This is a genomic window from Sphingobium sp. D43FB, assembly GCF_002312805.1.
In the GTDB taxonomy this organism is placed as follows: domain Bacteria; phylum Pseudomonadota; class Alphaproteobacteria; order Sphingomonadales; family Sphingomonadaceae; genus Sphingobium.
In genome coordinates this window covers 152,970-165,785 of sequence record NZ_NMUA01000005.1, presented here as the reverse complement: position 1 = coordinate 165,785, position 12,816 = coordinate 152,970, and the positions used below count along the sequence as shown (strand labels likewise).

At 62.1% G+C, this 12,816-nt stretch carries 12 protein-coding genes; all 12 read right to left on the bottom strand.

The features are described 5' to 3' along the window. Window positions 1–2: 2 nt before the first annotated feature. Genes SxD43FB_RS06700 through nuoG form a run of 12 tightly spaced genes read right to left on the bottom strand, consistent with a single transcriptional unit; the run spans window position 3 to window position 12,816 of the window. On the bottom strand, window positions 3–1,640 hold the full coding sequence (locus SxD43FB_RS06700; protein WP_037474001.1) for a ribonuclease J: 1,638 nt from the start codon (window positions 1,638–1,640) through the stop codon (window positions 3–5). Continuing rightward, entirely contained in the window at window positions 1,640–2,419 is a 780-nt protein-coding gene (locus SxD43FB_RS06695; RefSeq protein WP_096061509.1) for a type III pantothenate kinase, read from the bottom strand. The genes SxD43FB_RS06700 and SxD43FB_RS06695 overlap by 1 nt, the downstream gene beginning before the upstream one ends. A 14-nt stretch (window positions 2,420–2,433) precedes the next feature. After that, window positions 2,434–3,132, bottom strand: a complete 699-nt coding sequence (locus SxD43FB_RS06690; RefSeq protein ID WP_255245619.1) for a biotin--[acetyl-CoA-carboxylase] ligase — start codon at window positions 3,130–3,132, stop codon at window positions 2,434–2,436. Between the two features lie 5 nt (window positions 3,133–3,137). After that, complete coding sequence (nuoN, locus tag SxD43FB_RS06685) at window positions 3,138–4,574, bottom strand: NADH-quinone oxidoreductase subunit NuoN (protein ID WP_096061507.1); 1,437 nt, start codon at window positions 4,572–4,574, stop codon at window positions 3,138–3,140. Beyond that, complete coding sequence (locus SxD43FB_RS06680) at window positions 4,574–6,142, bottom strand: NADH-quinone oxidoreductase subunit M (protein ID WP_096061506.1); 1,569 nt, start codon at window positions 6,140–6,142, stop codon at window positions 4,574–4,576. The genes nuoN and SxD43FB_RS06680 overlap by 1 nt, the downstream gene beginning before the upstream one ends. Next, window positions 6,142–8,193 (bottom strand): NADH-quinone oxidoreductase subunit L, encoded by a 2,052-nt coding sequence (nuoL, locus tag SxD43FB_RS06675; RefSeq protein WP_096061505.1) that lies wholly within the window; start codon window positions 8,191–8,193, stop codon window positions 6,142–6,144. Before nuoL ends, SxD43FB_RS06680 begins: the two co-directional genes overlap by 1 nt. Before the next feature lie 11 nt (window positions 8,194–8,204). Then, window positions 8,205–8,510: an NADH-quinone oxidoreductase subunit NuoK gene (gene nuoK, locus SxD43FB_RS06670; protein WP_037473979.1), complete on the bottom strand. Its 306-nt coding sequence runs from the start codon at window positions 8,508–8,510 to the stop codon at window positions 8,205–8,207. After that, on the bottom strand, window positions 8,507–9,118 hold the full coding sequence (locus SxD43FB_RS06665; RefSeq protein ID WP_037473975.1) for an NADH-quinone oxidoreductase subunit J: 612 nt from the start codon (window positions 9,116–9,118) through the stop codon (window positions 8,507–8,509). The genes nuoK and SxD43FB_RS06665 overlap by 4 nt, the downstream gene beginning before the upstream one ends. A 29-nt stretch (window positions 9,119–9,147) precedes the next feature. After that, the gene (nuoI, locus tag SxD43FB_RS06660; protein ID WP_037473973.1) at window positions 9,148–9,633 is read right to left on the bottom strand and encodes an NADH-quinone oxidoreductase subunit NuoI; all 486 of its coding nucleotides are present in this window, start codon (window positions 9,631–9,633) and stop codon (window positions 9,148–9,150) included. Next, on the bottom strand, window positions 9,630–10,679 hold the full coding sequence (gene nuoH, locus SxD43FB_RS06655) for an NADH-quinone oxidoreductase subunit NuoH (RefSeq protein ID WP_069064731.1): 1,050 nt from the start codon (window positions 10,677–10,679) through the stop codon (window positions 9,630–9,632). Before nuoH ends, nuoI begins: the two co-directional genes overlap by 4 nt. Beyond that, complete coding sequence (locus tag SxD43FB_RS25825; protein ID WP_255245614.1) at window positions 10,679–10,813, bottom strand: hypothetical protein; 135 nt, start codon at window positions 10,811–10,813, stop codon at window positions 10,679–10,681. Before SxD43FB_RS25825 ends, nuoH begins: the two co-directional genes overlap by 1 nt. After that, a complete protein-coding gene (gene nuoG, locus SxD43FB_RS06645) occupies window positions 10,810–12,816 on the bottom strand; it encodes an NADH-quinone oxidoreductase subunit NuoG (RefSeq protein WP_096061503.1) in 2,007 nt (668 codons plus the stop codon). The genes SxD43FB_RS25825 and nuoG overlap by 4 nt, the downstream gene beginning before the upstream one ends.

Below are 12,816 nucleotides of genomic sequence, written 5' to 3'. Positions count from 1 at the left end.
GATTAGGCGCGAATGAGCAGTACGTCCACTATCGGCTTCTTGCCGGTCCAGCGTGTTGCCGTCCGGCGCACGGCGAGGCGAACCCGCTCGCGCACGGCATCATCCTCCAGCGACCCCTTGGGGATCACCGCCGCCGCATCATTCGATGCTTCGGCAAGGAACGCCGCCTTGTCTTCCTCCACCGGCACGCCCTGCGTGCGCAGCGTCGGCTTGCCGATCATCTTGCCCTTGCGGTCGATCGCCACGGCGACGCTGATCTGGCCATGCAGGCCGAGCTTGCGCCGTTCGTTGATGGTCGCGCCATCGGCCGGCAGGATGACGTCGCCATCCAGCACCAAGCGTCCGGTGTCCTGCTTGCCGATAATCTCCGGCGCGCCGGGGGCGAGGCGCAGCAGGTCGCCATTGGACTGGACCGGCGCGTGGCGGATGCCACTGGCCAGCGCCAACCGGGCCTGCTCCGCCATATGGCGGCGTTCGCCATGGACGGGGAGCAGGATTTCGGGCCGTATCCAGCGATACATGGCTTCGAGTTCCGGGCGACCGGGGTGGCCCGACACATGGACTTCGGCCTGACGATCGGTGACCATCAGCACGCCCGACATGGCGAGCGCATTTTGGATGCGGCCGATGGCGATTTCATTGCCGGGGATCTGCTTGGAAGAGAAGACGACCAGGTCGCCCTCCGCCAGCTTGATCGGATGGCTGTCGAACGCCACGCGGGCGAGCGCAGCGCGGGCTTCGCCCTGCCCGCCCGTCGCGATGATCATCACCTCGTTGCGGGGCAGTGCCATCGCATCGTCCCAATCGACGGTCGGCGGGAAATCCTTGAGATAACCGCTGGCCTTGGCCATGCCGATGATGCGGTCGAGCGAGCGTCCGGCGACGCAGACCTTGCGGCCTGTTGCCGTGGCGACTTCGCCCAACGTCTGCACGCGGGCGGCGTTGGAGGCGAAGGTGGTGACGAGGACGCGGCCCTTCGCTCCAGCGATCGTTTCCATCAACCCTTCGCGCACATCGCCTTCGGAACCGCTGGCCTTGTCATTGAAGACATTGGTGCTGTCGCAGACCATGGCGAGGATGCCCTCGTCACCGATCGCCGTCAGTTCCTTGGGGGTCGCCGGTTCGCCGAGCAACGGCCGCTCATCGAGCTTCCAGTCGCCGGTATGGAAAATCTTGCCGTGCGGCGTGTCGATCAGCAGGGCATTGCCCTCCGGGATCGAGTGGGCGAGCGGCACATAGCGGAAGCCGAATGGCCCCAGATTGAAGCTGCCCTCATTCTGGATAACATGGAGTTTGACCTCCTTGGTGAGCCCTTCTTCCTCCAGCTTCAGCCGGATGAGGCCTGCGGTGAAGGGCGTCGCATAGAGCGGTACGCCAAGGTCGGCGGCGAGATAGGGGATCGCGCCGATATGATCCTCATGCCCGTGCGTCAGCACGATGCCGAGCAGATCCTTGCGTCGTTCCTCGATGAAGGTGAGATCGGGCAGGATCAGTTCGATGCCGGGATAGGTGGGGTCGCCGAAGGTCATGCCGAGGTCGACCATGACCCATTTGCCCTGGCAGCCGTAAAGATTGACGTTCATGCCGATCTCGCCCGACCCACCGAGGGCCAGGAAGAGCAGCTCATCCTTGGGTGTCATTATGCTTGTAAACTCCGTTCGTGCATCAGCGCGAGGCCCTGAATCGTCAGATCCGGCGCGATCGCATCGAAAATATCGCTGTTGTCGTTGAAGATGACCGCGAGGCCCCCCGTCGAAATAACCCTGGTCGGGCGGCCGATTTCGGCCCTCATGCGGGCGACCAGCCCCTCCATCATGGCTACATAGCCCCAAAATACGCCAATATGCATCTGCGCCTCGGTCGTCCGCCCGATCACCGAACGATTTTCCGGTGGGGCGATCGCGATCCTGGGCAGCTTCGCGGCGGCTGCTACTAGCGCATCGAGCGAGAGATTGATACCCGGCGCGATGATGCCGCCCTTATAGGCCCCGCTATAGTCGATCACGTCGAACGTGGTCGCGGTGCCGAAATCGATGACGATCAAGTCGCCGCTATAAAGATGGTGCGCGGCAATGGCGTTTACAACCCGGTCGGCACCCACCGATCCCGGCTCCGCCACATCCAGTTCAATGCCCCAGTCAAGCGGTGCTTGCCCCGCGATCAGTGCGGTCGTGCGGAAATATTTTTCGGCCAGAACCTGCAGGTTATGGAGCGCGCGGGGCACCACGGTCGCGATGATGACGGTGTTGACGTCGGCGATCTTATAGCCTTCGAGCATCAGCAACTGGTTGAGCCACACGGCATATTCGTCCGCCGTGCGGCGCGCGTCGGTCGCGATGCGCCAGCGCGCGCGGATGTCCCGCCCGTCGAGCAGCGCGAAAACCACATTGGTATTGCCCGCGTCGATCGCGAGAAGCATGGCCGATCCTTGGGTCAGATGAGAAAGATGTCACCGGCGTGAATGGCACGGCTCTGCCCGTTCGCCAAGCGCAGGATGAGCATGCCCTGGCGATCGAGCGTATCGAACGCGCCTTCCACCGTGCTGCCGTCGGGTTGTTGCACACGCATCGGCGTACCGGTGGGGTGGGCGTTGAGCAGCCAATGGGTACGCACCGGGTCGAGGCCCTGTGCGCGCCAGATGGCGAGCCAATGGGCGAAAATCTGGGCCAGTCGGTCGAGCAGCGCCCCGGCATCGAAATCGACCGCGCCCTGAGCGCACAGGCTGGTGACGGGACGGTCGAGATTGACCGGATGGTCGGTGACGTTGATGCCGATGCCGACGATAATGGCGTCGCTAGTGCGTTCCAGCAAAATGCCCGCGATCTTCGCGCCGTCGACTAGTATGTCATTGGGCCATTTGATCCGCGCCTGCCCGGCGCATAGCGGTGCGACCAAGGCATGGACGGCGTTCGCTGCGACCAGCGCGAGCGTATGGGGTAGCGGGTCACCTGGCTGCAACCGGACCAGTGTGGAACAATAGAGATTGCCGACCGGGCTGTCCCATGTGCGGCCCATACGCCCCCTGCCCCCGCTCTGGCGGCGGGCACGAAGCCAGCTTCCTTCGTTTAAACCGGTATCGACCAATGCCAGCATGTCGGCATTGGTCGATACGGTATCTTCAACGAGGCGTATATCGGTCAGAACAAGGACGCCGCCGCGGCAGCGCTCGCCTGATCCAGCATGGGGTTGAGCAGATAGCCCAGCACGATGACGGTGGCGCAAGCGGTCAGGATGATATTCTCGACCGCGCCACCCTTTGCCTCATAGGCGGCAGTGGGTTCGTCGAAATAGATCGTCTTGATGATCTTGAGATAATAGAAAGCGCCGATCACCGAAGCCGCGATACCGACGGCAGCCAGCGCCGTCAGGCCCGCCGCGACGGCGGCATCGAACACCAGGAACTTCGCCCAGAAACCGAAGAGCGGCGGAATACCGGCCATCGAGAACATGAATATGGCGAAGGCCGCGGCCAGCCCCTTGCGCGATTGCGACAGGCCCGCGAGGCTGGCGATCGTCTCGACCGGCTTGCCGTCGGCATCGCGCATCTGGAGGATGCAGGCAAAGGCGCCGATCGTCATGATGACGTAGATCGTCATATAGCTCATCGTCGCGGCCACACCGGCGGGCGTGCCGCAAGCCAGGCCGATCAGCGCGAAGCCGACATTGTTGATCGACGAATAGGCCATCAGACGCTTGATATTGCTCTGACCGATGGCGGCGACCGCACCGAAGATGATCGAGGCCAGCGCCACGAAGATCACGATCTGTTGCCAATCCAACCCGGCCGGGCCGAGCGCCTCGATCGCGACGCGCACGGTCAGGGCGATGGCCGCAACCTTGGGCGCGCTGGCGAAGAAGGTCGTGACCGGGGTCGGCGCGCCTTCATAGACGTCGGGCGTCCACATGTGGAACGGCACGGCGCTGATCTTGAAGGCGAGGCCCGCCAGCACGAAGACGAGGCCGAACAACGCCCCCTTGCTCACGCCGCCACCCAGCGCGACAGCGATGCCGTCGAAGGTGGTGCTGCCGGTGAAGCCATAGAGCAGCGAGATGCCATAGAGCAGGATGCCGCTCGCAAGCGAACCCAGCACGAAATATTTGAGGCCCGCTTCGGACGAGCGCCCATCCTGCCGCATGAAGCTGGCAAGGACATAGGAGGCCAGGCTGTTCATTTCGAGGCCGACATAGAGCGTCAACATGTCGCCCGCCGACACCATCATGCCCATGCCGACGGCGGCAAAGACGATCAAGATCGGATATTCGGGACGCAACATGCCATCGGTCGAGAAGAAACGCGCTGCCAGCAGAATAGCGGAGGCGGCCGCGCCATAGATCAACGCCTTGGCGTAAACCGAGAAGGCGTCCGCGCGGTACAATCCGTCAAACGCATCGGGGCCGTGAGCCAGCGAACAAAGCAGCGCAAAACCAGCGCCGATCAGTGTCACCACCGACAGGCTGTTGACCAAGCGCGCAGTGCCGTCTCCGCCGAAAGCGGCGATCATCAACAGGACCAGGCCACCAACGGTCAGCACGAGTTCCGGCATGACCGCCAGGAGGGAAGTGGAGTCAATCATCAGTGCGCCTCCCCCGACGCTGAATGTGAGGGCGCAGAGGCGTCTCCATGATGGGCTTCGCCAGCAGGCTTGGGCGCGCCCAGCTTGATCTGAGCATCGCCTGCCGGTGCGGCGGGCGCGAGGCGGGCTTCGAGCGCAACGATGTCAGGACGCATCGGAGCGAGGAAGCTTTCGGGATAGATGCCCATCCACAAGACGACGGCAGCAATCGGAGCCAGCAGCCACAATTCGCGCGCCGACAGGTCGGGCATGGCGGCCGCGTCGGCATTGACCTGCTCGCCATAGCAGATGCGGCGGTAGAGGTAGAGCATGTAGGCCGCGCCCAGGATGATGCCCGTGGTGCAAACCAGCGCAACCCAGGTCGATGCCTGATAAATACCCATCAGCGCCAGAAATTCGCCGACGAAGTTGGACGTGCCGGGCAGGCCGACCGACGCCATGGTGAAGAAGAGGAACAGCAGCGCATAGCGCGGCATATTGATCGACAGGCCACCATAGCGCGCGATCTCACGGGTATGCAGTCGGTCATAGATGACGCCGACGCACAGGAACAGCGCGCCCGCGACCAGACCATGGCCCAGCATCACCATCATCGCGCCTTCGATGCCCGCCTGGTTGAAGGCGAACAGACCGACGGTCACGATCGCCATATGCGCGACCGACGAATAAGCGATCAGCTTCTTCATGTCCGACTGCACCAGCGCGACGAGGCTGGTGTAGACCACCGCCACCATCGACAGGCCCCAGACCAAAGGCGCGAGCTGCGCCGAAGCTTCGGGGAACATCGGCAGCGAGAAGCGGATGAAGCCATAGCCACCCATCTTGAGCAGCACGCCCGCCAGGATGACGGAGCCTGCCGTCGGTGCCTGAACGTGCGCGTCGGGCAGCCAGGTGTGGACCGGCCACATCGGCATCTTGACCGCGAAGCTGGCGAAGAAGGCCAGGAACAGCAAGGTCTGGACAGCGGGGTCGAAATTATAGGCCATCAGTGCCGGGATTTCGGTCGTCCCTGCTTCATGCACCATCCACATCATCGCGATCAGCATCAGGACCGAGCCGAGCAGCGTGTAGAGGAAGAATTTATAGCTGGCGTAGATGCGATCCGCACCGCCCCAGATGCCGATGATCAGATACATCGGAATGAGGCCGGCTTCGAACATGATATAGAAGAGGTAGAGATCCTGCGCCGCGAAGACGCCGATCATCAGCACCTCCATGAACAGGAAGGCCGCCATATATTCACCGACGCGCTTTTCGATCGCGCGCCAGCTCGCGCCGATGCAGATCGGCATCAGGAATACGGTCAGCGCGATCAGCATCAGGGCGATGCCATCGATGCCGAGCGCCCAGGCGAATTTGCCGAAGATCGGCGCATATTCCTGAAACTGCCACTGCGCGCCGCTGCCCGACTGGTCGAAATTCGCCCACAGGGCCATGCCCAGCACGAAATCAATGAGGGTCGCGATCAGCGCGATCCAGCGCGCGTTGTTCGCGCCCACGAACAGACAGGCGATGGCCCCCGCCATCGGCACTGCCATCATCAGGGAAAGGATGGGGAAGCCGTCCATTATCGTGTCATCGCCCAGGTTGCGGCAGCGGCGAGGCCAATCAGCATCACCAGCGCGTAGGTGTAAAGATAGCCGGACTGGAGCCGACGGGTCACTTTATTGCCCTGCACGACCAAGGCAGCCAGACCGTTTGGTCCGAAGCGGTCGATGAAACCGACGTCACCGAACTTCCAGAAGAAGCGGCCGATGGCGAAGGCAGGCTTCACGAAGAGCAGGTTATACAGCTCGTCGAAATACCATTTGTTGAGCAGGAAGGTGTAGAGGACGCCGAACTGAGCCACGAAGCGCTGCGGCCAGTCGGTGTTCTTGATGTAGGCGAGCCACGCGATGGCAAGGCCGGTCAGCATCACCGTGAACGGCGAGAATTTGACCCAGGTCGGCACTTCATGCGCGGCGTGCATCAGATGGCTGTCGAACGCCAGCGACCCCTGCCAGAAAGCGATGCCGCCTTCCGATCCGATGAACTGGTCGTGGAAGACGAAGCCCGCGAACACCGCGCCGATGCTCAGCACGATCAACGGCACCAGCATGACCCAGGGGCTTTCGTGCGGATGATAGCCGCCAGTCCCGGTTGCGGGCGCATGGTGGTGATCATTATGCGCGTGATCGTCATGATGAGCGTCATGGGCGTGGGAGTCATGCCCGTGCGCGTCATGCAACGCATGCTGGATATGTTCGGATGCGGCCCAGCGCGGCTTGCCGAAGAAGGTCAGGAACACCAGACGCCAGCTATAGAAGCTGGTGAGCAGCGCGGCGAACACGCCGACCAGGAACGCCCCGGTCCCCGCCCCGCCAGCGGCATAGGCCGCTTCGAGGATGCCGTCCTTCGAATAGAAGCCCGCAAAACCGATGCCGACCAGCGGCAGGCCTACGCCGGTGATGGCGAGCGTGCCCAGCGTCATCGTCCAGAAGGTGATGGGGATGCTTTTACGCAGGCCACCATAATAGCGCATATCCTGTTCATGGTGCATCGCGTGGATGACCGAGCCAGCGCCCAGGAACAGCAACGCCTTGAAGAAGGCGTGGGTGAAGAGGTGGAACATCGCCGCGCCATAGGCACCGACACCCGCAGCGAAGAACATATAGCCCAGCTGCGAACAGGTCGAATAGGCGATGACGCGCTTGATGTCGGTCTGCACGGTGCCGACGGTCGCCGCGAACAGGCAGGTCGCCGCGCCGACATAGGTGACGACGGTCAGCGCCGTTTCCGAGGTTTCGAACATCGGCGACAGGCGGCACACCATGAACACGCCTGCGGTCACCATGGTTGCAGCGTGGATCAGCGCCGACACAGGGGTCGGGCCTTCCATCGCGTCCGGCAACCAGGTGTGCAGGCCAAGCTGCGCTGACTTGCCCATCGCGCCGATGAACAGCAGCAGGCACAGCACGGTCATTGTGTCGAAGCGCGCACCAAGGAAGCCGATAGTCGAGCCCGCCATCGACGGGGCCATTTCCAGAATTTCGGGGATCGAGATGGTGTTGAACACCAGATAGGTGCCGAAGATACCCATCATGAAGCCAAGATCGCCAACGCGGTTGACGACGAATGCCTTGATCGCTGCGGCATTGGCGCTGGGCTTGCGGAACCAGAAACCGATGAGGAGATAGGAAGCGAGGCCCACGCCTTCCCAACCGAAGAACATCTGCAGCAGATTGTTCGCGGTCACGAGCATCAGCATCGCGAAGGTGAAGAGCGAGAGATAGGCGAAGAAGCGCGGCTGATCCGGCTCTTCATCCATATAGCCCCAGCTATAGAGGTGGACGAGGCTGGAGACGCTGGTGATGACCACCAGCATGACCGCCGTCATCGTGTCGACCCGCAGCGCCCATTGGGCGTCGAAGCTGCCCGACTGGATCCAGGTGAAGAGCGGAGCGACATAAGCCTGCCCGTCGCCCGCGACGAAGGAAAGGAAAATGGGCCAGCTCAGCGCGCACGAGATGAACAGCGCGCCGGTGGTGATGATCTTGGCCGGCAGCTTGCCGAGCGCCTTGTTGCCAAGACCGGCGATGATGGCTGCGAGCAGCGGAAGAAGGACGATAAGCTGGATCATGTCTGTAAGGCTCAGCCCTTCATCCGGTTGACATCGTCGACGGCGATGGTGCCGCGACCACGGAAGTAAATGACAAGGATGGCAAGGCCGATGGCCGCCTCACCCGCCGCGACGGTCAGCACGAACATGCTGAACACCTGTCCCACCATATCGCCCAGGAAAACGCTGAAGGCGACGAGGTTGATGTTCACGCTCAGCAGGATCAGTTCGATCGCCATCAGGATGATGATGATGTTCTTGCGGTTGATGAAGATGCCCAGCACCCCCATCACGAACAGGATGGCGCTGACCACCAAATAATGTTGAAGGCCGATCACAGCTCCACCCCCTGCCCTGTGGGCTGATTGATATTGCGGACCGCGTCCTGCGGACGGCGGCGGTTCTGCTTGGCGATATTCTGGCCCTTCACGCCGCCACGGGCACGATGGGTCAGAACGATCGCGCCGATCATGGCGACCAGCAGGACGAGGCCCGCCGCTTCGAACAGGAAGATGTAGCGGGTATAGAGCAACGTCCCCACCGCCTTGATGTTCGACATATCAGGGTCGGTCGGCGCCGCGCGCTGCGCCAGCTCAATCGGACCAGCGCTCCACAGGCCGATGCCCAGCACGATCTCCGCCAGCAGCACCAGCGCGATCAGCAGGCCGAACGGCAGATAGCTGACGAACCCGGCGCGCAATTCGGCAAAGTCGATATCGAGCATCATGACCACGAACAGGAACAACACCGCGACCGCGCCGACATAAACGATGACGAGCAGCATCGCGATGAATTCAGCGCCGATCAAGATCATCAGACCCGCCGCGTTGAAAAACGCCAGGATCAGCCACAGCACCGAATGGACCGGATTGCGCGACAGGATGGTGAGCGCGCCGCTGCACACCACCAAAATGGCGAACAGGTAAAAGGCAAGCACGTGAATCACTGGATCAATATCCCCTTAGGCCGCGCGGCTTAACGATAGGGTGCGTCGGCGGCAAGGTTCGCGGCGATCGCCCGTTCCCACTTGTCACCATTTTCAAGAAGCTTGGCCTTATCGTAGATCAGCTCCTCGCGGGTCTCGGTCGCGAATTCAAAATTCGGGCCTTCGACGACCGCGTCCACCGGGCAGGCTTCCTGGCAGAAGCCGCAATAGATGCACTTGGTCATGTCGATGTCGTAGCGCGTGGTGCGGCGGCTGCCATCCTCGCGCGGCTGCGCTTCGATGGTGATCGCCTGCGCCGGGCACACAGCTTCGCACAGCTTGCACGCGATGCACCGCTCTTCCCCATTGGGGTAGCGACGAAGCGCATGCTCGCCCCGGAACCGCGGCGAAATCGGGTTCTTCTCATAGGGGTAGTTGATCGTCGCCTTGGGCTTGAAAAAATATTTCAAGGTCAGGGCGTGCGCCTTCACAAACTCCCAGAGGGTGAAGCTCTTGACGTAATATCCGAGGCTCATTGGGCGCCTCCATAGCGCGTCAGCATGAGGAAGCCCGACACCAGGAAGACGAAGAAGAGCGAGGTAGGCAGGAAGATTTTCCAGCCCAGCCGCATCAGCTGGTCATAACGGTAGCGGGGCACCGTCGCCTTCACCCAGGAGAAGACGAAGAAGAAGAATAGGATCTTGGCGAACAGCCAGATAATGCCGGGCACATAATAAAGCGGCGCCCAGTCGAACGGGGGCAGATAGCCACCCCAGAAGAGAATGGCGTTGAGCGCGCACATCAGGATGACGTTGGCATATTCGCCAAGCCAGTAGAGCGCGAACGACATGGACGAATATTCGGTCTGATAGCCCGCGACTAGCTCGCTTTCCGCTTCGGTCAGATCGAAGGGCGCCCGCGCGGTTTCGGCCAGCGCCGAGATCAGGAACATAACCGCCATCGGGAAGAGCAGCGGGTTGAAGCCGTTGCCGTTGATGAAGCCATAATAGCCCTTCTGGCTCTCGACGATGGCGCTCAAATTGAAGCTGCCCGCCCACAAGACCACGGTGATGATGATGAAGCCGATCGAGACTTCATAGCTGATCATCTGCGCGCTGGCGCGGATCGCGGAATAGAAGGGATATTTGGAGTTGGACGCCCAACCCGCCAGGATGATGCCGTACACGCCGAGCGAACTGATCGCCAAGATGTAGAGCAGGCCGACATTGATGTCCGCCAGCACAACGCCGACATCGAACGGCACCACGGCCCAGGCCATCAGCGCGACGGTGAAGGTGATGATCGGCGCGATCAGGAACAGCGCCTTGTTCGACGCCGACGGGATGATGGTTTCCTGCAGGAAGACCTTGAGGCCATCCGCGAAGGATTGCAGCAGCCCGAAGGGGCCGACGACGTTGGGACCACGGCGCAGCGCCATCGCCGCCCAGATCTTGCGATCGGCATAAATGATCATCGCGACGGCGAGCATCAGCGGCAGGGCGATGACGAGGATGCCGATGATGGTCGACAGCAGCCAGGCACCTTCGAACGGCATGCCCAGATTTTGGAAGAAAGCGGTCATTATTCCTGAACCTCAAAACCGTTCGGGCTGAGCTTGTCGAAGCCCTCGCCTGAACGAAGTGAAGGCACCTCGCTACGCTCGGTGGAGCCCTTCGACAGGCTCAGGGCGAACGGAGTGATGATTTCCAACATCATTCCGCCGCCTCCGCAAATTCGACGCCGTGGACCAGTTCGGCCGAGCATTGCTGCATCGTCGGGCTGGCGCGGCAGATGGCGTTGGTGAGGTAGAAATCCTTGATCGGCGATCCGAATTCGCCGGTCGCGCCGGTCGGCAGCGATGGCATGGACCAACCATAACGGGCGAGACCCTCGACGCCGAGCGCCGGCACGGCCTTGGCCATTTCCGCCCGCAGCGCATCGAAGCTGTCGAACGGCAGCTTGACGCCCATCACGTCGGAAAGGGCGCGCAGGATCGACCAGTCCTCGCGGGCGTCGCCCGGCGCAAACACGGCCTTTTCGCCGCGCTGGACGCGACCTTCCAGATTGACATAGGTGCCTGCCTTTTCGGCATAGCTCGCCCCCGGCAGGATCACGTCGGCGGCATGTGCGCCCTTGTCGCCATGATGGCCGACATAGACTTTGAAGCTATCGGGGAAGGCGGCATAATCGACTTCGTCGGCGCCCAGCGCGAAGAGCAGCTTGGGCTTGGCCGCCGCGATCGCCTTGATCCCGCCCGCGGTTGCGAAGCCGAGCATCAGCCCGCCCATACGCGCCGCCGCGAAATGCAGGACATTATAGCCGTTCCAGCCGTCCTTGATGAGGCCCAGCGTCTCGACCAACGCCAGCGTGTCGCCATGCGCGCCGTCCTTGGCCAGCACGCCACCGCCGACGATCATAGCGGGCCGCGCAGCCTTGCCGAATGCTTCGACCACCGCTTCGGGCAGCTTGCCGAGCAGCGATGCATCATTGCCCAGCCACTGCACCTTATAGGTCAGATCAAATTCAGGACCGACGGCAAAGATCTTCGCACCCTTCTTGATCGCCTTGCGGATACGCGTGTTCACCAGCGGCGCTTCCCAGCGCAAATTGGTGCCGACCAGCAGGATGACGTCCGCATCTTCCAGATCAGCGAGCGGCGTGTTGAACACCACCGACGACAGGCTCGACACGTCATAGGCGAGGCCCGTCTGACGCCCTTCGAGCATCGTGCCGCCGAGCTTTTCGACCAGCGCCTTGCCTGCGAACATGGTTTCGCAATCAAGCAGGTCACCCGCGATCGCCGCTACGCTGCTGCCATGCTGAACCGCAGCGACGGCGGCAAAAGCTTCCGCCCAAGTCGCCGGAACCAGCTTGCCGTCCTTGCGGACATAGGGCTTATCGAGCCGCTTGCGCACCAGACCATCGACATTGTGCCGCGTCTTATCCGACGCCCATTCCTCGTTCACGTCATCATTGATGCGCGGCACCGCACGCAGAACCTGACGGCCCCGGCTGTCAAGGCGGATGTTCGTGCCGACCGCATCCATCACGTCGATGGCGTGGGTCTTCTTCAATTCCCACGGCCGCGCTTCGAACGCATAGGGTTTGCTCGTCAGCGCGCCGACCGGGCAGAGATCGACCACATTGCCGGACAGCTCGCTCTTGGCAGCATGTTCCAGATAGGTGGTGATCTGCATATTTTCGCCGCGATAGATGGCGCCGATTTCCGGCACGCCCGCGACTTCCTCGGCAAAGCGCACGCAACGGGTGCATTGGATGCAGCGGGTCATGACCGTCTTGACGATAGGCCCCATATTCTTCTCGGTCACCGCGCGCTTGTTTTCGTCGTAGCGCGACGCGCCGCGGCCATAAGCGACCGATTGGTCCTGCAGATCACATTCGCCGCCCTGATCGCAGATCGGGCAATCAAGCGGATGGTTGATGAGGAGAAACTCCATCACCCCTTCGCGCGCCTTCTTGACCATTTCGCTGTCGGTGCGAATGTCCTGCCCTTCGGCTGCGGGCAGCGCGCACGACGCCTGCGGCTTGGGCGGTCCCGGCTTCACTTCAACTAGGCACATGCGGCAATTGCCCGCGATGGACAGCCGCTCATGATAGCAGAAACGCGGAATTTCCTTCCCCGCCAACTCGCACGCCTGGAGGACAGTCGCGCCCGCCGGGACTTCCAGTTCTACGCCGTCTACTTTGACTTTAGGCAT

Bases quoted from the DNA above. Each gene is read 5' to 3' on its own strand.
- SxD43FB_RS06700 (WP_037474001.1), bottom strand. From the start codon at position 1,640: ATGACACCCAAGGATGAGCTGCTCTTCCTGGCCCTCGGTGGGTCGGGC.
- SxD43FB_RS06695 (WP_096061509.1), bottom strand. From the start codon at position 2,419: ATGCTTCTCGCGATCGACGCGGGCAATACCAATGTGGTTTTCGCGCTG.
- nuoN (WP_096061507.1), bottom strand. From the start codon at position 4,574: ATGATTGACTCCACTTCCCTCCTGGCGGTCATGCCGGAACTCGTGCTG.
- SxD43FB_RS06680 (WP_096061506.1), bottom strand. From the start codon at position 6,142: ATGGACGGCTTCCCCATCCTTTCCCTGATGATGGCAGTGCCGATGGCG.
- nuoL (WP_096061505.1), bottom strand. From the start codon at position 8,193: ATGATCCAGCTTATCGTCCTTCTTCCGCTGCTCGCAGCCATCATCGCC.
- nuoI (WP_037473973.1), bottom strand. From the start codon at position 9,633: ATGAGCCTCGGATATTACGTCAAGAGCTTCACCCTCTGGGAGTTTGTG.
- nuoH (WP_069064731.1), bottom strand. From the start codon at position 10,679: ATGACCGCTTTCTTCCAAAATCTGGGCATGCCGTTCGAAGGTGCCTGG.
- SxD43FB_RS25825 (WP_255245614.1), bottom strand. From the start codon at position 10,813: ATGATGTTGGAAATCATCACTCCGTTCGCCCTGAGCCTGTCGAAGGGC.
- nuoG (WP_096061503.1), bottom strand. From the start codon at position 12,816: ATGCCTAAAGTCAAAGTAGACGGCGTAGAACTGGAAGTCCCGGCGGGC.